Genomic DNA, 20,712 nt, shown 5'->3' with positions numbered 1-20,712 from the left:
GAATGAGTGAAGTTGCAGATTCCCGGCGGGTGCATGTCGTGCCAGAAACGACGCGTTGCGTGATAGCGCCAGGCCATTGGACACAGTTATCCTTCCCATTCACTACATGACATGGAGTCGTCAATGCTGAAGTACAGGGATGCGCGCGTAGCCATGCTCGGCATGCTTCTGATTCCATCCGCTGCCGGAGCGGCGGAAGCTGCGGTCGAACTGCCTACGCCTGAAGCACGTGACCAGATGTTGCAACTGCTGGAAACGCAGTCGCTGTATCGCGACCGCGTGGACTGGAGCGAGGTGCGCATGCAGCTGGCTGCCGCTGGCAGTGACCGCGTTCTGCAACGCCGTGTGCTGGATGAGGCGGCTGCACGCAGCAGCGGAGGGCATGGGCGATGGATCTCGCCCGGCGAGCAGCACCAACGTTCCCAGCGCGCCCAGCGTTTGAACGGGGGCCAGAGCGCTGCCTTGTCCGCGCCTCGGCAGGACAACCCACGCATCGGCATATTGCAGGTGAGCCCCTTCGTTGAGGATCTGCGAAAGAGCGAGCAGGAGCGCTATACGGCGCGCAAGGCGTACGCGCTGGCGCTGCAGCAGCGCATCGCCACCTTGGATGATGATGCACGGTGCGGTTGGGTGGTGGATGTAAGCAGCAATGGCGGCGGCAATATGTGGCCCATGCTGTTGGGACTGTTGCCGTTGCTGCATGGAACCACGGATCCCGAGGGAGGTGTGATTGGTGGGTTCCGCAGTGCTGGCGGCCTGCAGCCCTGGCGGCAGGGGGAGGGAGCGGTGACGGCCGGCGGCAATGGCTCGCTGCGCTCGCGTCAGGCCACCTACACGTTGCGGGTGTCGCCCGCACCTGTCGCGGTCGTGATGGGTGCAGGCACGGCCAGTTCCGGCGAGGCCGTGGCGCTGGCGTTCCGCGGTCAGCCGGGCAGCCGCAGTTTCGGCCAGCCCAGCGCGGGCCTTTCCACCGGCAACCGCCCGGTTCCTCTGGTAGATGGCTCGATGCTTGTGCTGACAGGGAATGTGATGACCGACCGCAGTGGACAGGGCGATGGCGCCAAGCTGCAGCCCGACCAGATCACGCCTAGTGGCCCTTCCACCCTGCTGGCCGCAGAAGCATGGTTGCTCGCCCAGCCGGCCTGCAAGGACGGCTGAGCCATGCTGCTGATTGGCCAGCACGAACGGGTGCTGATTGTCGGCCCCACCGAAGCACACCACTGCCTGCGCTGCCAGGCTGAAACCGAGTTCGCCCCGCAGCTGCGCTACAAGATGGCGCGCATCGACCTGCTGTTCGGCTTCGTCTACCAGCGCCGCTACGAGCTGGCCTGCACCGGCTGCGAGCATGGCTGGGTGCTGGATACCGAAAGCATGGACCAGCAGCTGGGCGGGGTGCCGATCCCGTGGCGGCATCGCTTCGGCCTGCCGGTGATGCTGCTGGTGGTGGCCGGGCTGGCAGTGGCAGGGTGGATGTGGCGGCAGGGGCACGGTGGTTGAGGACGCGGCCTGCTAAAGTTGCAGCCAGCAACCACGTACCGGAACCGACCATGGACCACGAAACGCCGTTCGAACCCGCCAACGACCTGGAAGTGCGCCTGCTGCAGGCTCAGGATGGAACCCTCACGGCCTCGCAGTTCCTCGACGGCCTGCTGACCGCGCCGGTGTTCGTGCTGTTGGACAAGGCCATCGGTGAAGACGGTGCCTGGGACGAGAGCATTTCGCCGCTGGTGCTGACCAGCGAGGGCGGCGAGCCGATGTTCGCGGTGTTCACTGCGCCCGAGCGCGCGGAAATCTGGCACGAGCAGCTGCCGCAGTTCGCCCATGCCATGCCCATCGCGGTGCATGCGCTGCTGTCGGGCATCGGCGAGGGCGTCGGCCTGGTGCTGAACCCGGGCCTGGACGTGGGCATGGAGATGATCCCCGACGCGGTGGCGCAGCTGAAGGAACGTGCTGCGGCGATCACGCGTGGAATGGCGCACTGAGTTACCGGGGTGGCATTCACCACGGCGGTGGCGAATGTGCCCCGTCGAGCTGCGGGAGCGCTGTCACCGACGTGGCCTGACAGCCGCATGTGTTTCGTCACGCCAAGTGAGTTAAGAGGTCAATTCGCGACTGGACGCTCTGCGCCCAGCAGGCGTTGAGCTATCTGTTGCAGGAGCAGATCAACGGCGGAGGCTTTGGAAACCTTCAGAACGACGGATCGCAGCAGCGTGCCATCAGCGGAAAGAGCAACGCTACCTATGGATATCGAGTGGCTGCATGTAACGAAGCGGGTTGCGGTGGCTTCTCGTCAGTTGCGGTCACGGTGGTGAACATTCCGCCGCCAGTACCAGAACCGCCATTGCTGGTGGAAGCCTGGTACTACTATTCCGAGGGGCATACGACCTACCAGGGCGGGTGGACGGAAGTTGCGGGCGCCACGCGTTATGAATTCAGCGGAACGGCGGGTTGTGTGGCCACGCTTCCCTTCTGCTCAGTCGTTGTGCGTGGCATGCCAAAGATCACTACTTTCCGGGTTGTAGCCTGCAATGCGACCGGCTGTTCCCGGCCATCCAACGGGTTGGTGGTGCAGGACGGCTTTGAGCGATGAACTGCCATGAATGTCAGCCACGGAGGCGACAGTGATGCTATCGGTCATTCTCAGAACATTGCTGGCCTTGACTCTGGTTGCCTGCAGTTCTGCTGCCAGCGCGCAGACGGTCACCTACATCCATACCGATGCGCTCGGCTCGGTGGTGGCCGAATCGGATGCCAATGGCGCCGTGATCAAGCGCCATATCTATGAGCCCTACGGGGCAGTAGTTGGTGGGCAGGTTGCTGATGGTCCTGGGTATACCGGGCATGTGAGCGATTCAGCCACTGGGCTGAGCTACATGCAGCAGCGGTACATGGATCCGGAGCTGGGTGTGTTCCTGTCGGTGGATCCGGTGACGGCGTACGAAAATCCGATTGGTATGTTCAATCGATATAGATATGCCTCGGGGAATCCTTACAGATATACGGATCCTGATGGTCGCTGCGACACATCGTTCTGTCAGTTTTGGGGGGGAGTGGGAAGAGCGATTGGTGATTCTGTTTACAGCGTTGGCCGGAATGCTGGGCCTAGCGTGTACGGCACCATTGACATGTCTAGAACACGAGAACTGAACGGTGGGCCGCTATTTGGCGCGCCAGCAGGCCAAGTGGGCCAGGGCGGATACAAGTTCGGGTCTGCGTTGATGGTTGCGGAAGGAATGCGAGGGACTGGTCAGGCCGCAGGAGGGCTTGCTACGACAGAAGCTCGATTGGTAAACAACTCACTGGTAGTGCGAGGCGGCTCCGGGCAGGGGGCGAACTCTGTAGCTGGAATCGCGAAAGGTACCGGTCCCCACCCTGCGGGACCATTTGGATTCTCCGCAGAGAGTGCAAATGGCGCTTCATTTTGCCAGCTGTGCAGCAACATTACGCACAACCAGGTTGGTGTTACCACAGTTGGGCAAGTGAGGGCCGCGGGAGGTGATGTCATTTCGACCCGTGGGGTATCTCCAACACATGCAACAGTTGTTGGGCTTGAGCCGGAAGCAGCCAGTCGCTTGTTTTCGCCTTCGGTGTCCAATCCTGTTCCAGTTGTCGAAAGACTGCAGAGGCCGTGAATGTCTACGTTGAGAGTATTTGTCGATTTCAATAACAGGGATCCTGAAGGCCTTCTAAGGCTTAACCTTAGAGGTACGTTGGATGACTTGTGGAAAGAGAACGTGATCCTCGAAAAGGGAATGTCCATGATCGGATCAGACGGAGACCTTGTCGCCTCGATTATCGTTGTTGAACCAGGGGTGGAGGGAATATGGCGGGGCAGGATCGTTGATGGCCCTTGGGAAGATGATTCCCATAAGTGATTCAGGGCAATTGGTGCAGGTGGAGTCATTCCTTTGTGAATATTCTCATCCAGCTCCACAATGCGCATAAACGCCGCGAACGCCGTGGGTGCAATCCCCTGTTCCATGCGTGAGACACGACGAAACGCCTTGGCTTTCACTCAGGGCTTTACTTTCAGGGCCCAGGACCTTTCATCTTCGCTGTTGAGTCGTGCAGGCGGCTGACTGCCAGCATCATTGCCTTCCGGTAGTGTCAGCCTGCTGTACCCGGCCATCCAACGGGTTGGTGGTGCAGGACGGCTTTGAGCGATGAACTGCCATGAATGTCAGCCACGGAGGCGACAGTGATGCTATCGGTCATTCTCAGAACATTGCTGGCCTTGACTCTGGTTGCCTGCAGTTCTGCTGCCAGCGCGCAGACGGTCACCTACATCCATACCGATGCGCTCAGCTCGGTGGTGGCCGGTGGCATGGCGGTGGACTATGGGATTCAGAAGTACATGAATCCGGGAAAGCCAATCAACAAGACAGAGCTGGCAATTGCCGGCGTTGCTGGAGTTGTAACTGGTGGCACCGGCGGGCTTGTGATGGGGGGCCTCGCGAGAGGGACGATTTCGATTGGCCAGGTCGTAGCAATTCAAGCGACGGTGGGTGCCGCGACAGGCGTTGCGGGTACGGCTGCACAGGGCGCAATCGAAGGGACACCAGTGACAAGCGCCCAACTGGGTCTATCGGCTGGCGGCGGGAGTGTTGGCAGTTTGGCGGGCAGCGGAATTGGCAAGCTCGCTGGAGATTTTTCGCAGGCGTCTACTCAAGGGGTAGTGAGTAATATGATGAAGGCGCCAGTGAGTTCGCCTGCCGGCATCGGTGCACATATTGCAGAAGCGACAGCGAATGCCGGCGTAATTGGGACAAAGCAAGGGGCGGTACAGGGGGCTTTATCCAATGCGGGCCAACGCGGCGCTGACGCCGCAGTTGGAACTGGACAGAAAATTGCTGGGGACAGGTTGAAGTGATGAGATTTTTTAATCGATCTCTGCTTGTGTACGAGCTTGGGCTTCTAGTCGTCTTCCTACTGGTCGCATTGTTCATAACCCGCTTCAATCCAATGGAAGCGCTCCGACTCGGGGGATGGCTGTTTCTCTTGATGCAACCCATCATGCTGGGTGCCCACGCGGTCGACCACTTCTCGCGCAAGCGCCGTCGCTAGGTCGGTGATTGCTTGGAAGGTGCCGGCCAGCGGCCGGCACTACCAGATGCTTCAGCGGGCGGCGGCGATCGCCCGTACACGCGCCTTGGCCAGCGCCTCGCCAATGGCCGGCCCCTTCAGGTGCGTGGTATCCAGATCACGTGCCTGCACGGACAACGCCGCCTGGTGCAGGCGCTTGAGCGTTTCGCCCTGCGGGTAGTCGCTGTCCTCGAAACCGAGCCGGCCGCGCTTGTCGGCCTCGCAGCACAGCGCGATGCGGGCCACCCGTTCCGGTCGACGCAGTGCATCGCAGCGGCCCAGCAGTTCCAGCACGGTGGCATCGCGCAGCTCGTCGATGCGATGCACGTTCAGATGCTCGCGACAGACGGCCTCGGCCAACTGCTGGTGCTCGGTCGGAATCTTCAGGCGCGCGCACAGTGCTTTCAGCGGCTTGATGCCGCGCTGTTCGTGCATGATGTGGCGCGGCCATTCCTCGGGCGGGGTGAGGCCCTTGCCGAGGTCGTGGGTCAGTGCGGCGAAGGCGACCAGATCATCACCGGGTGCGAGTTTCGCGGCCATGTCGCTGACCATTTCCTGGTGGATGCCGGTATCGACTTCCGGGTGGAATTCCGCGCGTTGCGGCACGCCGTACAGCGCTTCCAGCTCCGGCAATATCGGGCCCAGCGCGTGCGCGTCGTGCAGGGTGCGCAGGAACGCGGACGGGCGTTCGCACACCAGTGCCTTGCGCAGCTCCTGCCACACACGTTCCGGCACCAGCGCGTCGAGCTCGCCGCTGGCGGCAATCTCGCGCATCAACGCCATGGTTTCCGGCGCGACGGTGAAACCGAGCGAGGCGAAGCGGGCCATGAAGCGCGCCGCACGCAGCACGCGCAGCGGGTCTTCGACGAACGCGGGACCGACATGGCGCAGCACGCGCTGCTCGATGTCACGCGCGCCGCCATAGGGGTCGACCAGCGCGCCGCTGTCTTCATCGCAGGCGATGGCGTTGATGGTGAAGTCGCGGCGCTGCAGGTCTTCTTCCAGCGTCACCGCCGGATCGGCATCGACCACGAAGCCGCGGTAGCCACGGCCGGATTTGCGTTCGGTGCGCGCCAGCGCGTATTCCTCGCCGGTCTTCGGGTGCAGGAAGACGGGGAAATCGCGGCCCACGGCGGTAAAGCCCTGCGCTTCCATCTGCGCGGGCGTGGCGCCGACGACGACCCAGTCACGGTCGCCGGCAGGGCGCTGCAGCAGGCGGTCGCGCACGGCGCCGCCGACAAGATAGATCTTCATGTGGGGGATGATGGCACGGTAGCGCCGGGCCATGCCCGGCGGGATACATCGCGGCGTCCGCCGGGCATGGCCCGGCGCTACCGTCTTCGTGCGATCAATCGCCGCCCTGGTCGGCGTCGGCGGCGCAGGTGAAGCTCTTGCGCTTGTCCACCAGGCGGCCCATCAGGCGGTCGCTCAGCGGCAGTGCGTCGCCATTGAGTCGCCAGTCGTAGATCACGCTGAAGGCCAGCACGCGGGCAACGTACTCGCGCGTTTCCTTGTAGCTGATGGTCTCGATCCACAGGTCCGGATCGAAGCCCGGGCGCTGGGTCTGCCATCGCGCGGTCGGCGTCGGGCCCGCGTTGTACGCGGCGATGGTCACGTAGGGCAGGCCCTCGTACTTGTTCATCAACTGCCGCAGGTACGCGGTACCGATGGCGATGTTGGTGTCCGGGTCGTACAGGCTGTCAGCGCCGCCGTAGCCGGTCAGGCCGATGGACCTGGCAACACCAGCACCGGTCGCCGGCAGCACCTGCATCAGGCCCATGGCGTTGGCAGGCGAACGCGCGCGTGGGCTGAACACGCTTTCCGCACGGATCTCAGCGGCCACCCAGGCCGGGTCCAGCGCATTGCGCGCCGACTCGCGACGGATCGTGGCGTCGTGGTGCAGCGGGAAGCGCAGGTCGTACAGGCGCTGCTCCTGCTTCTGCTTGCCGAGCGAGAACACCGCGCGGTCGAACCAGCCGTTGTCCTGCGCCACGCGCACCGCGAGGCGACGCTGGGTGTCATCGAAGCGCGACAGTGCGTTGTTCCATTCGGCCACCGCCCAGCCGGCGCGGTCGATCTGGTACAGCGCCATCGCGCGCTGGATGGCCGGATCGCGGGCCACCACGGCCTGCGCCTGCGCGCTGTCGTTGGGCTTCCACGGGCACAGGGTGTAGGGCTGCTGCAGCTTGTCCGCCGCCAGGAAGCCATGGAAGGTAGGCGCGCGTGCGGCTTCGCGGAACAGCGGCTGCGCCTGCTGTGCCTGGCCGGTCTTTTCCAGCATGCGGCCTTCGAAATAGCGCCAGCGCGAATCGTTGCGCTGGGTCGGGCCCATCTTGCGGATCGCTGCCAACGTCGCCGGCCAATCGCCGCGCGACATCGCTTCGCGTGCGCGCCATTCGTGCAGGCGTTCGTCGTAGGCCGCATCGGGTACGGCATTCAAGCGGCGGGCAGAGTCGGGCAGGTAGGACGCCACCGTCCACAGGGCGATCTGGTAACGCACCTGACCCTGCTGTTCGGCGCTCAGGCCCAACGCCTGCGCGTACTGCGGCAGCTGCTGTTCGGTGGCGTCCGGGTCGGCCTTGGCCAGCTTGGCCAGGCCGTCGGTGGCGATGCGTCGGCTGCGCTCGTTGCGCGGCCAGTTCAGGGCACTGGCATTGGGCTTGTCGACGAAGGCGGCGTAGGTGTTGGCCAGCGCCAGATCGCCCGCCTGCAGGCCGCGTGCGGCCGAGCGCATCACCGCCGGCTGCTGGGCATCGGCAGCGGCATCGATGCGCTCCCAGCGCAGTGCATCGCTCATGCCACCCTGCGCCTGCAGCACGGCAAACACGGCGTCGCAGGCATCGGGCAGCGATTTGCCGTTCTTGCGCCACAGATCCTGCGCTTCACCGATCCACTGCGGGTCCACCTTGCCGGTGGCCTGGCGCGCCGTCAGCTGCGCACAGCGCAGGCCGAGGTTGTCGGTCGGCACCCAGTTGGCCAGCAGCGTCGGCCAGTCCTGCCGGCGCGCTACAGAGGGCAGCCAGGCGCTGCGGAAGCTGTTGGCCACGGCCTGGCCCTGGTAGCGCTTGAGGAAGGCCTGTGCCTGCGCCGTATCCACGGTGTCGATGTTGCGCCGCAGGTTGGCGAACTCCAGCCAGCCATACGCTGGATGGCGGCTGAGCGCGGCGGCCTGGCCGGGATCGAACTGGCCACGTTCGGCGGCCGCGATGGCGGCCTTCAACTGGGCGTTCTGGGCATCGAGGGATTGGGCACTCGCGCAGCCGATCAGCAGCGTGGTGGCCAGCGGGAGCAGGGACAGGGCGGTCGAAGATCGTCGGGTCATGGCGACCAGCATAGCGGGCAGTGGCTGAATTCAGTTTCTCATTGCGTACACGGCAGCAGAGGGCAACGACAGCTGAATGATGAGTTGATCCGCACTGCCGCGAGGGCAGCTGCCCGGCGTAGGTTTGGGCTGGGGCGACCGGCCCTGCTGCAGGGAGCGGCACATGGCATTCAGTAGCGCAGGAAGAAGCGGCCCACTGGCGGACATCAACGTCACGCCACTGGTGGATGTGATGCTGGTGTTGTTGATCATCTTCATCGTGACCGCGCCGATGTTGTCGCGGCCGATCAACGTGCAGTTGCCGCAGGCCACCGATCGCGTGGTTGATCGCCCCGAGCCACCGCCGCCGATCGAGCTGCGCCTGGATGCGTCCAGCCAGTTGAGCTGGGACGGGCAGCCGATGGCCATCGGTGATCTGCAGTCGCGCCTGCAGTCGCAGGCCAGCCAGCATGCCGGCAACCTGCCGGAGCTGCGCATCAGCACCGATCCGTCGGCCGAGTACGACGGCATGGCCAAGATCCTGGCCGCCGCCGAGGCCACCGGCATGCAACGCATCGCGTTCGTGCAGTGATGGCTTGACCGGTGCGGCCTTCCATAGGGAGGGCCGCACTAGGGCAGCAGGCTCTCGGAAGCGCGCCGATGTAGATCGCCGCCTTCGGTGAATACGTAGCCAAATGACGTTATCTGCTCTCAGAATCGTCAAATCTGCGTGAAAGAGTGTCGGGCATCACGCCGCGATCTTTACCGCTTGTTTACAAAGGAGACGCTGCCGCCATGCAGGGGGGAGCGCGGCAGTCCATGTCCCGACATTCCTTTGGAGAGAGAGCGAATGAATTACCTGCACCACCGCCCCTTGGCGGTTGCCGTCGCGCTGTGCGTGACCGCCCTGGCACCGATGGGTGCTGCCGCCCAATCGACCACCACCAATCTGGATGCGATCGAAGTCACCGGCACCCGCATCAAGCGCGCTGAAGTGGAAGGCCAGGTGCCGGTCCAGACCCTCAATCGCGCCGATATCGAACGCACCGGCCTGACCTCGATCGGTGAAGTGCTGCAACAGCTCACTGGTTCCGGCTCGGCGCTCAATGCCAAATTCAATTCGTCGGGCAACTTCGGTTTCCCGCCCGACGGCAGTGGCGTCGGCGCGGGTTCGGCGCAGGTGGACCTGCGTCATCTGGGTGCCAAGCGTGTACTGGTGCTGGTCGATGGCATCCGCTGGGTCAACGAATCCTCGGCCTCGGGCGTGGGTTCGGCCACCGACCTCAACACCATTCCGCTGGCGATCGTTGAGCGCATCGAAGTGCTGGAAGACGGCGCGTCGTCGCTGTACGGCTCCGATGCCATCGCCGGTGTGGTCAACATCATCACCCGCCGCGACTTCGATGGCGGCCAGGTGACGTTGAACTATGGCCAGTACGGCAAGGGCGATGGCACGCAGAAGGGCGTGGACCTGGCCTGGGGCAAGAGTGGCGACCGTTACAGCCTGTTCCTGGGGGCAAGCTGGACCAAGCAGGACCCGGTGTATGCGAAAGACCGCGAGCAGTCGCGCTTCCCGATTCCCGGTACCGGCCTGGCCTTCGGCAGCGGCGGCATTCCGCAGGGGCGCTTTGCCTTCGTCGATCCCAATACCGGTGCCGAACAGGACATCGTGCCCAACACCGGCGTGAGCAGCCCGCGTTACGACGGCAGCGCCGGCTGCAACCGCACCGACGACTACCACTGCTTCACCAGCGCCGACCGCTTCAACTTCGCCGAATACAACATGGTGCTGACGCCGTCGGAGCGTAAGGGCCTGTTCGGCCAGTTCCGTTTCGACATCACCGACAACGTGCAGTGGTACGTCAAGGCACTGGGCAACCGCCGCGAGTCGACCAACCAGGCCGGCCCGGAGCCGTTGTTCTTCGGCCCCGATGGCGCCACCGGCAATCCGCTGGCCGACAACATCGTGGTCTCGGCACTGAACCCGTACAACCCGTTCGGCTTCGACCTGGTGTCGTCCGGCAACATGAGCCTGATCGGTCGCCGCCCGGTGGAAGGCGGCGCGCGCGTGTTCGAGCAGAAGGTGGACACCACGTACTTCGCCACCGGTCTGGTCGGCAACTTCCAGGCGGCCGACCGCAGCTGGTACTGGGACGTCAACGGCATGTACAGCAAGAACAAGGCCGAGCAGACCAACTACGGCAGCTACAACATCTACAACGTCAACATGGCGCTGGGCGATCCGGCGGTGTGCGCGGCCACGCCAGGCTGCGTGCCGCTGAACATCTTCGGTGGCGCCGGTTCGATCACCCCGGACATGCTGAAGTGGATCCAGCCGGTGGTGCGCGACCGCAGCCAGAACGAGCTGAGCCTGTTCACCGCCAACCTGTCCAGCGATCTGTTCACCCTGCCGGCCGGTCCGGTGTCCTTCGCCACCGGCCTCGAACACCGCAAGTACAAAGGCTCGTACCAGCCCGACCCGCTGACGGTGATCGGCCACTACAACGGCGTACCGTCGCGGCCGACGTCCGGTTCCTACGACGTCAACGAAGCGTACCTGGAGCTGAGCGTGCCGATCTTCGCCGACTCGGCACTGGGCAAGAAGCTGGACCTGAGCCTGGCCGGCCGCTATTCGGATTACTCGACCTTCGGTGGCGAGTTCACGCCCAAGTACGGCCTGCGCTGGCAGGTGACCGATGACTTCGTGCTGCGTACCACCTACGCCGAAGGCTTCCGCGCACCGTCGATCGGTGAGCTGTACGGTTCGGCTGCGCGCGCCGACCTGCAGCTGTTCGATCCCTGCTCGGTCGGCCTGGGCGGCACACCGCCGCGCGGCAGTGCGGCCAACTGCGCCTCGCTGGGCGTGCCGACCGGCTTCCAGCAGGCCAACTCGCAGATCTCGGTGACCACTGGCGGCAACCGCGAGCTGGAACCGGAGCGGTCGCGCAGCTTCAGTGCCGGCTTCGTGTGGAGCCCCTGGTTCGGCAACGATGCATCGTGGTCGGAGCGCTTCGACGTGGAAGTGACCTTCTATCGCCACAACATCGATGGCGCGATCCAGGCGATCAACGCGCAGACCCAGCTGGACCTGTGCGTGGATACGCTGGACCCGATCTACTGCGATGGCATCACCCGTGCCAGCACCGGTGCAGTCAGCAGCTTCAACAACCGCCTGACCAACCTGGGTTCGATCAGGACCGATGGTTGGGATGTGGATCTGTTCTGGACCCTGCCGCAGAGCTCGATCGGCCAGTTCAAGCTGGGCTGGAAGAACACCTTCGTCGGTCGCTATGAGGCCACCGGTGCGGCCGGCCAGCGGCAGCCGCAGAAGCCCGGTGTGGAAGTGGCTGACAGTTCGATTCCGGAATGGACCAGCAACGCCAGCATCGGCTGGACGCTGGACAACTGGAGCGCCAACTGGACGGTACGCCACATTTCCGAACTGACCGAAGACTGCGGTGACGCCGTGGCGTTCCCGGTGTGCAGCAACCAGGCTGCCGGCACCAACACGCTGTCGGCCACCACCTTCCATGACGCGCAGGTGGGCTACAAGATCGACTGGATGAAGGGGCTGCAGCTGACGGCCGGTCTGAACAACGTGTTCGACAAGGATCCGCCGATCTGCCTGTCATGCTCGTTGAACGGCTATGACGCCTCGACCTACGACATTCCGCGTGGCCGCTACTGGTACCTGCGCGCGGACCTGCGGTTCTGATGCGGTGACGGCGCCGGGCTCAGCCCGGCGTCCCCATGTGGAGTTAGAGCCGAGCCCATGCTCGGCTCGATCGCCCACAACGTTGCGAAAGGCAGCCGAGCATGGGCTCTGCTCTACAGGTGCGGGGCGATCGTGCCCCGCGCCCGCTCAGAACGACCAGGTGAAGGTCAGCGAACCGTTGCGACCATCGCCATACGCGCCGTACCCATTGATCTGCGACAGATACTTCTTGTCCAGCAGGTTGTTGAGGTTGGCCTGCACGCTGAACTCCGGCGAGATGCGGTAGCGCACGAATGCACTGACCAGGGCGTAGCCACTCTGCTCGATACGGCCATAGGCCGGCACCGGGTAGTAGATGCGGTTCTGCCAGTTGGCACCGCCACCGACAGTCAGTTCCTGTAGCGACTGCGGGGTGTAGCTGGTGAACAGCTTCAGTGCGGTCTGCGGCAGATTGGTGTTGATGTCGGCGTCGTTGGCATCCTTGGCCACGTAGCGCGACGCACCGAAGGTGGCATTCCAGCCCGGTGCCAGTTCGCCGTTCAACTCGAACTCGAAGCCACGGCTGACCGTGCCGCGTGCGGCGACATAGGCCGTTTCATTCTGCTGCCCGTCCACCTTGTCCATGGTGGCCTGGCCGACGTTGTCCTGCTCGATGCGGAACACGGCCAGCGAGGCATTCAGGCGGTTGTCGAACCAGGCACCCTTGACGCCCACTTCGTAGCTCTTGCCATCCACCGGGTCCAGGTAGCTGCCCTGTTTGTTGCGCAGCGTCTGCGGCTGGAAGATCTCGGTGTAGCTGGTGTACGCCGAATAGGTGTCGTTGATGTCATAGACCAGGCCGGCGTACGGCGTGGTGACCTTGTGCGAGCGATCATTGCCTTCGTCTTCGCTCTTCCAGTCGGTGTAGCGCGCACCGACGATCAGCTTCAGCGGATCAGCCAGTGACAACCGCGCGGCCACGTAGCCGGCCTTCTGGGTGATGGTGCCTTCGCTGGCCAGTGCCAGTGGATTCCAGTTCGGCTGGGGGATGTTGCCGGTCCAGTTGAGGTAGGTATCGAATGGGTTCCAGCCCGGGCCGCCCATCTGGAAATCGCCGTAGTTGGCGAACTCGCGCTTGTTGTAGCTCAGGCCGGCCATGAACTGGTGCTCGCGACCGAACAGCTGGAAAGGACCATCGATGTAGCCGTCGATGCCATCGACCTTGCGCTCGGTGTTGTAGAAGCCGGCCATCGGCGTTACACCTGCGCCGGTGGTCTTGTCGAAGGCGGTGTAGGACGGATAGAACAGCTTGTCATCGGCCTGGGTGCGATCGTGGGTGGCGCCGATCTTGAACTTCCAGCCATTGCCGAACGCGTGCTGCAGGGTGGCGAAGGCGCGCTTGCTGGTGGTGTCCCAGTAGGTCCAGTCCGGCGAGGGATTGAACGACGTCGGGTAGTGGGTTGAACTACCGTCCGCGTACCACATCGGGAAGCCGCCCCAGGTCGCGCCGCTGGCCTTCTTGTGCTGGTAGTCGTAGCCCACGCTGAGCTGGGTATCGGGGGTCAGGTCGGCATCGATCACCGCGTAGCCGAGGGTCTTGCGCTGGTTGTAGCGGTCCATCTGCGCGTCGGTGTCCAGGTAGCTGCCGATCACGCGGCCGCGTACGGTGCCGCTGGCGTTGAGCGCGCTGCCCACGTCCACGGTGGTGCGGGTGCGGCCCCAGCTGCCGACGTTCACCGACACGCTGCCGGTCAGCTCTGCGCTGTCGGCGTGCTTGCGGATCAGGTTCACCGATGCCGACGGGTTGCCGGCGCCACTGAGCAGGCCGGTGGCGCCGCGCACCACTTCCACGCGGTCGTACAGGGCCAGGTCCAGGCCGGAGTCGCCGTAGCTCCAGTTCTGCACCATCTGCGTGGGCAGGCCATCGAACTGGTAGCTGTCGATGTAGAAGCCGCGCGCGTAGAACTCGGTGCGCTCGCTGTCCGACTGCGTGCTGGTCACGCCGGTGGTGTTGCCCAGCACGTCGATGATGTCGTCCAGCTTCTGATCTTCGATGCGCTGATGGCTGATGATGCTGACCGACTGCGGGATTTCGCGTGGCGCCAGGTCGAAGCGGGTACCGGCCGAGGTGCGGCGCACCGAATAGCCTTCGGCACGCTCGCCCTTCACCACGACCTTGTCGAGCGTGGTCGGGTCGGCGGCGGTTTCGGCGAAGGCAGCGGGCGCGGCGGCCGTGCAGAGTGCGGCGAACACGGCAGCGGACAGCCGCTGCGGCTGCAGGGGACGGAAGGCGGGACGGATCATTGGGGGATTCCTGGGCGGGCACGCGCGTTCGGCCGGCATCCAGGAGGCGAGGCGCTACGGGTAGGGGAAGGGCGGGCAGGCCGTCCTGGCGCCACCGGAAACGAAAGAAATGGTAATACGAACTATTCCTATTTACAAATAATGAACGGGCGGATCCAAGGCGAGGCCCGCGCCGCAGTCAGCGGATGTCTTGCCCCTGCAGCAGCGGCAGTGGGTCGCGGGCACCATCGGCGCCGTAGATACCCCAATGCAGATGGGGCGGCGTGCCCTTGGCGTTGCCGCTGTCGCCGACGTGACCGAGCAGGTCGCCGGGGCGCACCACCTGGCCGCGCGCCAGGCCCTCGGCCCAGCCTTCCAGGTGCGCGTAGTAATAGCGCTCGCGTCCCGGGCCGATGACCCAGACCTGGCGGCCACCGAGGCCGCTGTCGCGGATGTCGGCGATGACGCCAGGGGTGGCGCTGCGCACCGGCGTGCCGCGCTTGCCGAAGATGTCGATGCCCGCATGCGTGCGGTCACGCCCGCGTGGCGCACCGAAGGTATCGGCGATCTGGCGCGGGCGGACGCCTTCCACCGGCACCGGCAGCTGCGTGGCCGGCGGCATGCGCGAGAGCGTCCACAGCATCTTCGGTGCGGCGGCCCACGGGCTGTTCCAGAAGGCCATCGCCGCGATGACCAGGATCAGCAGGATGGCGCCACGCAGCAGCCAGCGGCGCAGGCGTCTGGCATTGGAGGGGGCAGGGGTATTCATGCGTTGCCAGTGTAGGAGCAGGCCATGCTCGAACGCATCTATGCTATGACAACGGCACGTCGAAGCCACGTTTCAACGTGCCCAGCGCCACCGACGTTCGGAAGCGCTCGATGTTGTCATCCGCACCGAACAACCGCTCGGTGATCGCCTCGTACTCTTCCATCGATGCCGCCGAAAGCAGCAGCAGGAAATCGCCGTCGCCGGTGATCGAGTAGCACTGCTGCACGGCAGGATCGTCCTGCACGCGGCGGCGGAACGGGGCGACCTTCTCGCGCTGTTCGCTGACCACGCGCACCTCGACGATGATGGTCAGCGGCCGGCCGATCTTCGCGGCATCGATCACCGCCACGTTGGCGGCGATCACCCCGCTGTCCTGCAGGCGCTTGATCCGCCGCTGCACGGCCGGGGTCGACAGGTGCACGGCCTCGGCGATCTGCCGTTGCGGCAGGGTATTGTCCTGCTGCAGCAGGGCGAGGATGGCGCGGTCGAAGCTGTCCAGCACGGGGGCGGTGGCCATGGTGAGCAGAAGTTGCACGGACGGGCCGTCAATTGAGCCAAGTGCTCGCCGCCGGCGCAATAGACTGGCGGCATGCAGACTTCTCGAATCGCGCCGATGTTGCCGGCGCTGGCGGTGCTCGGCTCGGTCACCGCACTGGCCATCGGTACCTCCTACGCCAAGCAGCTGTTTCCGTTGATCGGTGCGCAGGGCACCAGCGCGCTGCGCGTGGGCTTCTCGGCGCTGTTGCTGCTGCTGTTCTGGCGGCCATGGCGCTGGAAGACCAGCCGCGTGGATGCGATCACGATCCTGCGCTACGGCCTCACCCTGGGCCTGATGAACCTGTTGTTCTACATGGCCTTGCGCACGATCCCGTTCGGCATTGCGGTGGCCATCGAATTCACCGGCCCGTTGACGGTGGCGATGCTGTCGTCGCGGCGGCCGATCGATTTCCTCTGGGTGGGCTGCGCGGCCGTGGGGCTGCTGTTGCTGCTGCCGATCGGCGGCGGCCCGGCTCTGGACCCGGTGGGCGTGCTGTACGCCATGGGCGCGGCGGCCTGCTGGGGCCTGTACATCGTGTTCGGCAAACGCGCCGGCCACCTGCACGCCGGGCACTCGGTGTCGCTGGGGCTGCTGGCTGCGTCGCTGGTGGTGGTGCCGGTGGGCGTGGTGCATGCCGGTGCGGCGTTGCTGGAGCCGAAGATCCTGCTGGCCGGGCTGGTGGTGGCGCTGGTATCCAGCGCGATCCCGATGTCACTGGAGATGATGGCGCTCAAGCGCCTGCCGAAGGAAACCTTCGGGATCCTGATCAGCATGGAACCGGCGGTGGCCGCGCTGTGGGCGATGCTGCTGCTGCACGAGCACCTGCATGGACTGCAGTGGCTGGCGATCGGCTGCACGGTGCTGGCCTCGGTGGGCAGCACGATGACGGCAAGGCGGTTGAAGGTGCCGGTGGCGCAGGCGGGGTAGCGCCGGGCCATGCCCGGCGGAGAGCGTGCGGACCAACGGTCCGCACCCACCGGATCAGCGTGCCAACCGAGGTTGGCACCTACCAGAAGCGTTAGCGCAAGGCGTCGGCCGGGACGTCGATCGCCATTGCCAGGGCGAGATGGTCGGAGAACGCCGCCGGCACCGCTTCCACGTTGCGGGTCTGCAGGCCGCTGCTGACCAGGATGTGGTCGATGGCGCGGTCGGGGCGCCAGCTGGGGAAGGTCGGCACGATGCAGCCGGGCGGCTGCAGGCGGGTCTTCTGGTACAGCACCTGCATTTCCGGCCGTTCGGCCAGGCAGTTGAAATCGCCCATCAGCACCGCATTGGGATGGTCGGACAACAGCTCGGCGATGAAGCCAAGCTGGGCCATCCGCGAGCCTGCGCCCAGCGACAGATGCGCCACCGCAACGGCCAGGCCATCGCGACCATCGCCGAACTTGGCCAGCAGCACCCCGCGCCCGCCGATGCGGCCGGGCAGGGCGTGGTCCTGCACTTCCACCGGTTCCAGCTTGCTCAGCAGGCCGTTGGCACTGGAGGCAACGCCGCCCATGCGCCGGTTCGGCTGGTGGCTCCAGTAATTGAAGCCGGCACGCTGGGCCAGGTAATGGGTCTGGTTGGTGAAGCCCGAGCGCAGGCTGCCCGGGTCGGCCTCCTGCAGGCCGACGATGTCATGACCGCGCGCCAAAGTGGCAATCGCGTCAAGGCTGCTGCGCTTGCGACCCGCCGGCAGCGCATGTGACCAGCTGCGGGTCACATAGTCGCTGTAGCGGCGGGTACTTGAGCCGGCCTGGATGTTGGCCGTCAGCAAACGCAGGGTCCGTGTTGTGGGGGAAGTCACGGCCGGGAAAACGTCTCTTTGATCAGTGAGCCTGGGCCGCACCGCGTTCGCGGGCGATCAGGTGGTCGGCAATGCGCAGCATGTCCGGGAAGCTCTTGCCCTTCACCAGGTACTTGCCGTTGACGATGATCGACGGGGTGCCGCTGATCTGGCTGCGCTGGGCGAACTGCTTGGCCGAGTTGGTCTTGGCATTCACCGCGAAGCTGCCCATGGTGGCGGCGAACTGCTTCGGATCGACGCCGTAGGCACCGTAGAACTTGGCGATGTCTTCGACCGAATCAGCACCGCGCTCGCCCTTCAGGGTCTTCTGCGAGTGGATGGCCGAGTACAGCGCTTCGTGGGTCTTCTCCTGCACGCCCAGGGTCTGGGCAGCGTAGAAGGCACGGGCGTAGTTGTCCCAGGTGCCGCCGAACATGGCCGGCACGTAGACGAAGTTCACATCGCTCGGCAGGCCGGCCTTCCACGGGCCGACCAGCGGCTGGAACGCGGCGCAGGCCGGGCAGACGTAACCGAAGATCTCGACCACTTCGACCTTGCCGGCGGCCGGCTGGAACGGCTGGCCGTTCGGGATCAGCTGGTAGTCGGCGCCTTCCACCGGGGCCGGGCCGGTCAGCGCGGCGGTGGTCGGGGCAGGGGCGGTGCTGGCGGCGGTCTTGTCACCTTCGGCAGCCGGTGCAGCGGCTTCGCTGCCCGCGGCCGGCGCGGCCGGTTCGGTGCTGGCCGGGGTCGTGGCCGGTTCTGCCGGGGCGGCGGTGTTGGCGGTGCCATCGTCGGCCTTGCAGGCCGCCAGGATCGGCAGCAGCGCTGCGAGGGCGAGGGTGGCGAAACGGGTCTTCATGGAAACGTCTCCAGCATCTGGAAAGGTGGGGCCGGCGTCAGGCGCCGGCCAGAGGGAAATGATGACATGCGGCGGCGACAGCGCCGTGTCGATGGTGTGTGTTGGTTCAGCGGCCGCGGGCGGCGCGGGCCTGGGCGATCAGCGCCGAGGCGATGCGCAGCTGGTCGTCGAAGCTCTTGCCACGGACCAGGTATTGGCCGTTGATGATGATGGCCGGGGTGCCCGGCACCTGGGTGCGCTGGGCGAAGGCACGGGCGGCATCGACCTTCTTCTGTACCGCCTCGCCGCGCAGGGCCTGCGTGTAGCGCTCCGGGGTCACGCCGTAGGCCTTGTAGAAGCTGGCGAGCTCATCGGCCGAGACGTTCTGCATCGGCAGCGTGCCGTCCTCGTGCAGGGCCTTGAACACGGCGGCGTGGCTGCGCTTGGCCACGCCTACTTCGTCGGCGGCGTAGTAGGCCAGGGCCCAGGCATCCCAGGCACCGCCGAAGGCGGCCGGGACCGGGGTGAAGCGCACGTCGGCCGGCAGCTTGGCGGCCCAGGCGGCCAGCTGCGGTTCGAAATGGGCGCAGTGCGGGCAGGTGTAGCCGAACACCTCGACCACTTCGATCTTGCCGGCCAGCGGCTGGAACGGGCCAGGCTGGGCGATGCGCTCGTAGTCTTTGCCTTCGACCAGCGGGGCGTTGGCGGGGGTGGCGGCGCAGGCCGCCAACGGCAGCAGCACCAGCAGGGACAGCAGAAGGCGGGGAATCAACCTCATCGACACGCATCTCCGTTGAAAATGACAACGCCGGCGCAGCCGCCGGCGTGAAGGAAACATACCGCAGCGGCGGGCCGTCGTGGCGACCCGCGCCGACCAGTGGCGGTCAGGGGGCGGCGGCCGGTCGCGTCGAAGCGCTCTCGGCGGCGAGGTCGTCGGCCTTGTTGTGCAGGCCCTGCAGGTAGCTGGAAAGGGCCTGTACCTCCTGCTCGGTCAGCTTCTGCGCCACCGTGGCCATGATCTGGAAGCGCGCCTTGTCGGTCTCGTTGGTCTGCCCGGCCTGGTATTCCTGCAGGCGCCGGGCGACATAGCTGGCGTGCTGGCCGCCGATGTGCGGGTAGGCCGGGCCGGGGTTGCCGGCGCCACTGGGGCCGTGACAGGCCATGCAGGCCGGCAGCCCGCGCTGGGCGTCGCCGCCGCGGTAGAGCTGCTGACCGATCTGGTAGAACTTCAAGCCCTTGTACGGGCCCTCGGCCACCAGCGTGTCGTCGGCGATGCCGGCGTTGGCCTTCTGGGTGGCGAAGAACGCGCCGATATCGCGCATGTCCTGCGGGGTGAGGTTCTGCACGAAGGGCACCATCGCCACAGCAGCGCCGGAACTGCGCTGGCCGTTGGCGATCAGGGCCATCTGCTGGGCGACGTAGCGCTCGCTCTGGCCGGCGATGCTGGGATACATCTCCACCGTGGAATTGCCATCGGCACCATGGCAGGCGGCACACGCGGTGGCCTTGGTCTGGCCGGCCTTGGCGTCGCCCCAGGTGGTCTTGCTGAAATCCACCTCGAGCGAGGCGGTCCTGATCGGGCCGTTGTCGGGCAGCGGGGTCAGCGTGGTCTGCGCAAAGGCAGCAGCGGCAACAACGGCAGTAGCAAGGGCGGATACGGCAAGAACGCGAGCGTGGCGCATGCTGAAGCTCCGTATGGACCGGCCGGGCGGCGGCGGCCGGCATCGCCCGGATTATCAACGCCGTTTCCGTACACGGTCAACGCAGCAGTGCAGCATTTTCCCGCAGGAGGCCCGCGGGCCGGGCGCGCGGCGCCGCAACATGCGATCCTATGCGCATGTCATTGCTCATCGAACGCGCCCAATACCACCTCTCTGCCCACAACATGGGGCAGCTGCCGCCCGATGAAGGGTCCGAAGTGGCCTTTGCGGGTCGCTCCAACGCCGGCAAGTCCAGCGCGCTCAACGCGCTGACCCGCCAGAACAGCCTGGCCCGGGTCTCCAAGACGCCTGGCCGAACCCAGCAGCTGGTGTTCTTCGAGGTCACCCCGGACGCCCACCTGGTCGATCTGCCCGGTTACGGCTACGCCAAGGTGCCGCTGGACCTGCAGGCGCACTGGCAGGCCTTCATCGACCGCTACTTCCGCACCCGCGAGGCCTTGAAGGGCCTGGTGGTGGTGATGGACATCCGCCATCCGCTGAAGGACTACGACCGGCAGATGCTGGCCTACGCCGTGCAGCGTGGCCTGCCGGCGCATGCGCTGCTGACCAAGGCCGACAAGCTGAGCCGCAGCCAGCAGATGCAGACCCTGCAGAAAGTGCGCAAGGAACTGCATTCGTCGTTCGGCGATACGGTGAGTGTGCAGGTGTTCTCCGGCGCCGCCCGTACCGGCGTCGAGGAAGCCCGCGGCATCATCGGCGGCTGGCTGGGGCTGGAATAAGT

At 65.4% G+C, this 20,712-nt stretch carries 20 protein-coding genes; 11 read left to right on the top strand and 9 right to left on the bottom strand.

Annotated features, from left to right (window positions below; genetic code table 11):
* Window positions 1-123 precede the first annotated feature (123 nt).
* The 7 genes from HFK18_RS09535 to HFK18_RS09500 all read left to right on the top strand — a co-directional run bounded on the left by HFK18_RS09535 (window position 124) and on the right by HFK18_RS09500 (window position 4,870).
* Window positions 124-1,158 carry a S41 family peptidase gene (locus tag HFK18_RS09535; RefSeq protein ID WP_180166018.1) on the top strand — a complete coding sequence of 345 codons (1,035 nt, stop codon included), beginning with the start codon at window positions 124-126 and terminating at the stop codon, window positions 1,156-1,158.
* Between the two features lie 3 nt (window positions 1,159-1,161).
* A complete protein-coding gene (locus tag HFK18_RS09530) occupies window positions 1,162-1,497 on the top strand; it encodes a hypothetical protein (RefSeq protein WP_180166017.1) in 336 nt (111 codons plus the stop codon).
* A 50-nt stretch (window positions 1,498-1,547) separates the two neighbouring features.
* Complete coding sequence (locus tag HFK18_RS09525) at window positions 1,548-1,982, top strand: SseB family protein (RefSeq protein WP_049467432.1); 435 nt, start codon at window positions 1,548-1,550, stop codon at window positions 1,980-1,982.
* Between the two features lie 155 nt (window positions 1,983-2,137).
* Entirely contained in the window at window positions 2,138-2,590 is a 453-nt protein-coding gene (locus HFK18_RS09520; RefSeq protein WP_180166016.1) for a hypothetical protein, read from the top strand.
* Between the two features lie 34 nt (window positions 2,591-2,624).
* Complete coding sequence (locus HFK18_RS21810) at window positions 2,625-3,632, top strand: RHS repeat-associated core domain-containing protein (RefSeq protein WP_257216112.1); 1,008 nt, start codon at window positions 2,625-2,627, stop codon at window positions 3,630-3,632.
* Complete coding sequence (locus HFK18_RS09505) at window positions 3,633-3,875, top strand: hypothetical protein (RefSeq protein ID WP_180166015.1); 243 nt, start codon at window positions 3,633-3,635, stop codon at window positions 3,873-3,875.
* A 326-nt stretch (window positions 3,876-4,201) separates the two neighbouring features.
* The gene (locus HFK18_RS09500; protein ID WP_180166014.1) at window positions 4,202-4,870 is read left to right on the top strand and encodes a hypothetical protein; all 669 of its coding nucleotides are present in this window, start codon (window positions 4,202-4,204) and stop codon (window positions 4,868-4,870) included.
* A 245-nt stretch (window positions 4,871-5,115) separates the two neighbouring features.
* On the opposite strand, the gene HFK18_RS09495 is transcribed toward HFK18_RS09500, so the two are convergent.
* Window positions 5,116-6,336, bottom strand: a complete 1,221-nt coding sequence (locus tag HFK18_RS09495) for a multifunctional CCA addition/repair protein (RefSeq protein ID WP_180166012.1) — start codon at window positions 6,334-6,336, stop codon at window positions 5,116-5,118.
* Window positions 6,337-6,430: 94 nt separating this feature from the next.
* Window positions 6,431-8,416: a transglycosylase SLT domain-containing protein gene (locus HFK18_RS09490; RefSeq protein ID WP_100553550.1), complete on the bottom strand. Its 1,986-nt coding sequence runs from the start codon at window positions 8,414-8,416 to the stop codon at window positions 6,431-6,433.
* Between the two features lie 151 nt (window positions 8,417-8,567).
* Here HFK18_RS09490 and HFK18_RS09485 point away from each other — a divergent pair, with 151 nt between their 5' ends.
* Both HFK18_RS09485 and HFK18_RS09480 read left to right on the top strand, forming a co-directional pair.
* Window positions 8,568-8,975 (top strand): biopolymer transporter ExbD, encoded by a 408-nt coding sequence (locus HFK18_RS09485; RefSeq protein WP_180166010.1) that lies wholly within the window; start codon window positions 8,568-8,570, stop codon window positions 8,973-8,975.
* A 258-nt stretch (window positions 8,976-9,233) separates the two neighbouring features.
* Window positions 9,234-12,098 carry a TonB-dependent receptor gene (locus HFK18_RS09480; RefSeq protein ID WP_180166008.1) on the top strand — a complete coding sequence of 955 codons (2,865 nt, stop codon included), beginning with the start codon at window positions 9,234-9,236 and terminating at the stop codon, window positions 12,096-12,098.
* 147 nt (window positions 12,099-12,245) lie between these two features.
* Here the strand turns inward: HFK18_RS09480 and fhuE are convergent, their stop codons facing one another.
* From fhuE to HFK18_RS09465, 3 genes are all read right to left on the bottom strand, one after another.
* Window positions 12,246-14,381, bottom strand: coding sequence for a ferric-rhodotorulic acid/ferric-coprogen receptor FhuE (fhuE, locus tag HFK18_RS09475; RefSeq protein ID WP_180166006.1), 2,136 nt, complete (start codon window positions 14,379-14,381; stop codon window positions 12,246-12,248).
* Between the two features lie 178 nt (window positions 14,382-14,559).
* A complete protein-coding gene (locus HFK18_RS09470) occupies window positions 14,560-15,129 on the bottom strand; it encodes a M23 family metallopeptidase (protein ID WP_180166004.1) in 570 nt (189 codons plus the stop codon).
* Window positions 15,130-15,172: 43 nt separating this feature from the next.
* Window positions 15,173-15,646, bottom strand: coding sequence for an Lrp/AsnC family transcriptional regulator (locus HFK18_RS09465; protein WP_165378087.1), 474 nt, complete (start codon window positions 15,644-15,646; stop codon window positions 15,173-15,175).
* A gap of 72 nt (window positions 15,647-15,718) precedes the next feature.
* Here HFK18_RS09465 and HFK18_RS09460 point away from each other — a divergent pair, with 72 nt between their 5' ends.
* The gene (locus tag HFK18_RS09460; protein WP_089236864.1) at window positions 15,719-16,594 is read left to right on the top strand and encodes an EamA family transporter; all 876 of its coding nucleotides are present in this window, start codon (window positions 15,719-15,721) and stop codon (window positions 16,592-16,594) included.
* A gap of 91 nt (window positions 16,595-16,685) precedes the next feature.
* Here HFK18_RS09460 and HFK18_RS09455 read toward each other — a convergent pair whose 3' ends face one another.
* The 4 genes from HFK18_RS09455 to HFK18_RS09440 all read right to left on the bottom strand — a co-directional run bounded on the left by HFK18_RS09455 (window position 16,686) and on the right by HFK18_RS09440 (window position 19,952).
* A complete protein-coding gene (locus HFK18_RS09455; RefSeq protein ID WP_089236863.1) occupies window positions 16,686-17,453 on the bottom strand; it encodes an endonuclease/exonuclease/phosphatase family protein in 768 nt (255 codons plus the stop codon).
* Window positions 17,454-17,475: 22 nt separating this feature from the next.
* Entirely contained in the window at window positions 17,476-18,291 is an 816-nt protein-coding gene (locus HFK18_RS09450) for a thiol:disulfide interchange protein DsbA/DsbL (protein WP_180166002.1), read from the bottom strand.
* Window positions 18,292-18,397: 106 nt separating this feature from the next.
* A complete protein-coding gene (locus tag HFK18_RS09445; RefSeq protein WP_180166000.1) occupies window positions 18,398-19,048 on the bottom strand; it encodes a thiol:disulfide interchange protein DsbA/DsbL in 651 nt (216 codons plus the stop codon).
* 106 nt (window positions 19,049-19,154) lie between these two features.
* Complete coding sequence (locus HFK18_RS09440; RefSeq protein WP_180165998.1) at window positions 19,155-19,952, bottom strand: c-type cytochrome; 798 nt, start codon at window positions 19,950-19,952, stop codon at window positions 19,155-19,157.
* A gap of 155 nt (window positions 19,953-20,107) precedes the next feature.
* On the opposite strand from HFK18_RS09440, the gene yihA reads away from it, so the two are divergent.
* On the top strand, window positions 20,108-20,710 hold the full coding sequence (yihA, locus tag HFK18_RS09435; RefSeq protein ID WP_180165996.1) for a ribosome biogenesis GTP-binding protein YihA/YsxC: 603 nt from the start codon (window positions 20,108-20,110) through the stop codon (window positions 20,708-20,710).
* Window positions 20,711-20,712: the final 2 nt, after the last annotated feature.

This window comes from Stenotrophomonas sp. SbOxS2 (genome assembly GCF_013416715.1).
Taxonomy (GTDB): Bacteria; Pseudomonadota; Gammaproteobacteria; order Xanthomonadales; family Xanthomonadaceae; genus Stenotrophomonas; species Stenotrophomonas lactitubi.
This window is presented reverse-complemented; position numbering and strand designations above follow the sequence as displayed.

Bases quoted from the DNA above. Each gene is read 5' to 3' on its own strand.
- HFK18_RS09535 (WP_180166018.1), top strand. From the start codon at position 124: ATGCTGAAGTACAGGGATGCGCGCGTAGCCATGCTCGGCATGCTTCTG.
- HFK18_RS09530 (WP_180166017.1), top strand. From the start codon at position 1,162: ATGCTGCTGATTGGCCAGCACGAACGGGTGCTGATTGTCGGCCCCACC.
- HFK18_RS09525 (WP_049467432.1), top strand. From the start codon at position 1,548: ATGGACCACGAAACGCCGTTCGAACCCGCCAACGACCTGGAAGTGCGC.
- HFK18_RS21810 (WP_257216112.1), top strand. From the start codon at position 2,625: ATGCTATCGGTCATTCTCAGAACATTGCTGGCCTTGACTCTGGTTGCC.
- HFK18_RS09505 (WP_180166015.1), top strand. From the start codon at position 3,633: ATGTCTACGTTGAGAGTATTTGTCGATTTCAATAACAGGGATCCTGAA.
- HFK18_RS09500 (WP_180166014.1), top strand. From the start codon at position 4,202: ATGCTATCGGTCATTCTCAGAACATTGCTGGCCTTGACTCTGGTTGCC.
- HFK18_RS09495 (WP_180166012.1), bottom strand. From the start codon at position 6,336: ATGAAGATCTATCTTGTCGGCGGCGCCGTGCGCGACCGCCTGCTGCAG.
- HFK18_RS09490 (WP_100553550.1), bottom strand. From the start codon at position 8,416: ATGCTGGTCGCCATGACCCGACGATCTTCGACCGCCCTGTCCCTGCTC.
- HFK18_RS09485 (WP_180166010.1), top strand. From the start codon at position 8,568: ATGGCATTCAGTAGCGCAGGAAGAAGCGGCCCACTGGCGGACATCAAC.
- HFK18_RS09480 (WP_180166008.1), top strand. From the start codon at position 9,234: ATGAATTACCTGCACCACCGCCCCTTGGCGGTTGCCGTCGCGCTGTGC.
- fhuE (WP_180166006.1), bottom strand. From the start codon at position 14,381: ATGATCCGTCCCGCCTTCCGTCCCCTGCAGCCGCAGCGGCTGTCCGCT.
- HFK18_RS09470 (WP_180166004.1), bottom strand. From the start codon at position 15,129: ATGAATACCCCTGCCCCCTCCAATGCCAGACGCCTGCGCCGCTGGCTG.
- HFK18_RS09465 (WP_165378087.1), bottom strand. From the start codon at position 15,646: ATGGCCACCGCCCCCGTGCTGGACAGCTTCGACCGCGCCATCCTCGCC.
- HFK18_RS09460 (WP_089236864.1), top strand. From the start codon at position 15,719: ATGCAGACTTCTCGAATCGCGCCGATGTTGCCGGCGCTGGCGGTGCTC.
- HFK18_RS09450 (WP_180166002.1), bottom strand. From the start codon at position 18,291: ATGAAGACCCGTTTCGCCACCCTCGCCCTCGCAGCGCTGCTGCCGATC.
- HFK18_RS09445 (WP_180166000.1), bottom strand. From the start codon at position 19,048: ATGAGGTTGATTCCCCGCCTTCTGCTGTCCCTGCTGGTGCTGCTGCCG.
- HFK18_RS09440 (WP_180165998.1), bottom strand. From the start codon at position 19,952: ATGCGCCACGCTCGCGTTCTTGCCGTATCCGCCCTTGCTACTGCCGTT.
- yihA (WP_180165996.1), top strand. From the start codon at position 20,108: ATGTCATTGCTCATCGAACGCGCCCAATACCACCTCTCTGCCCACAAC.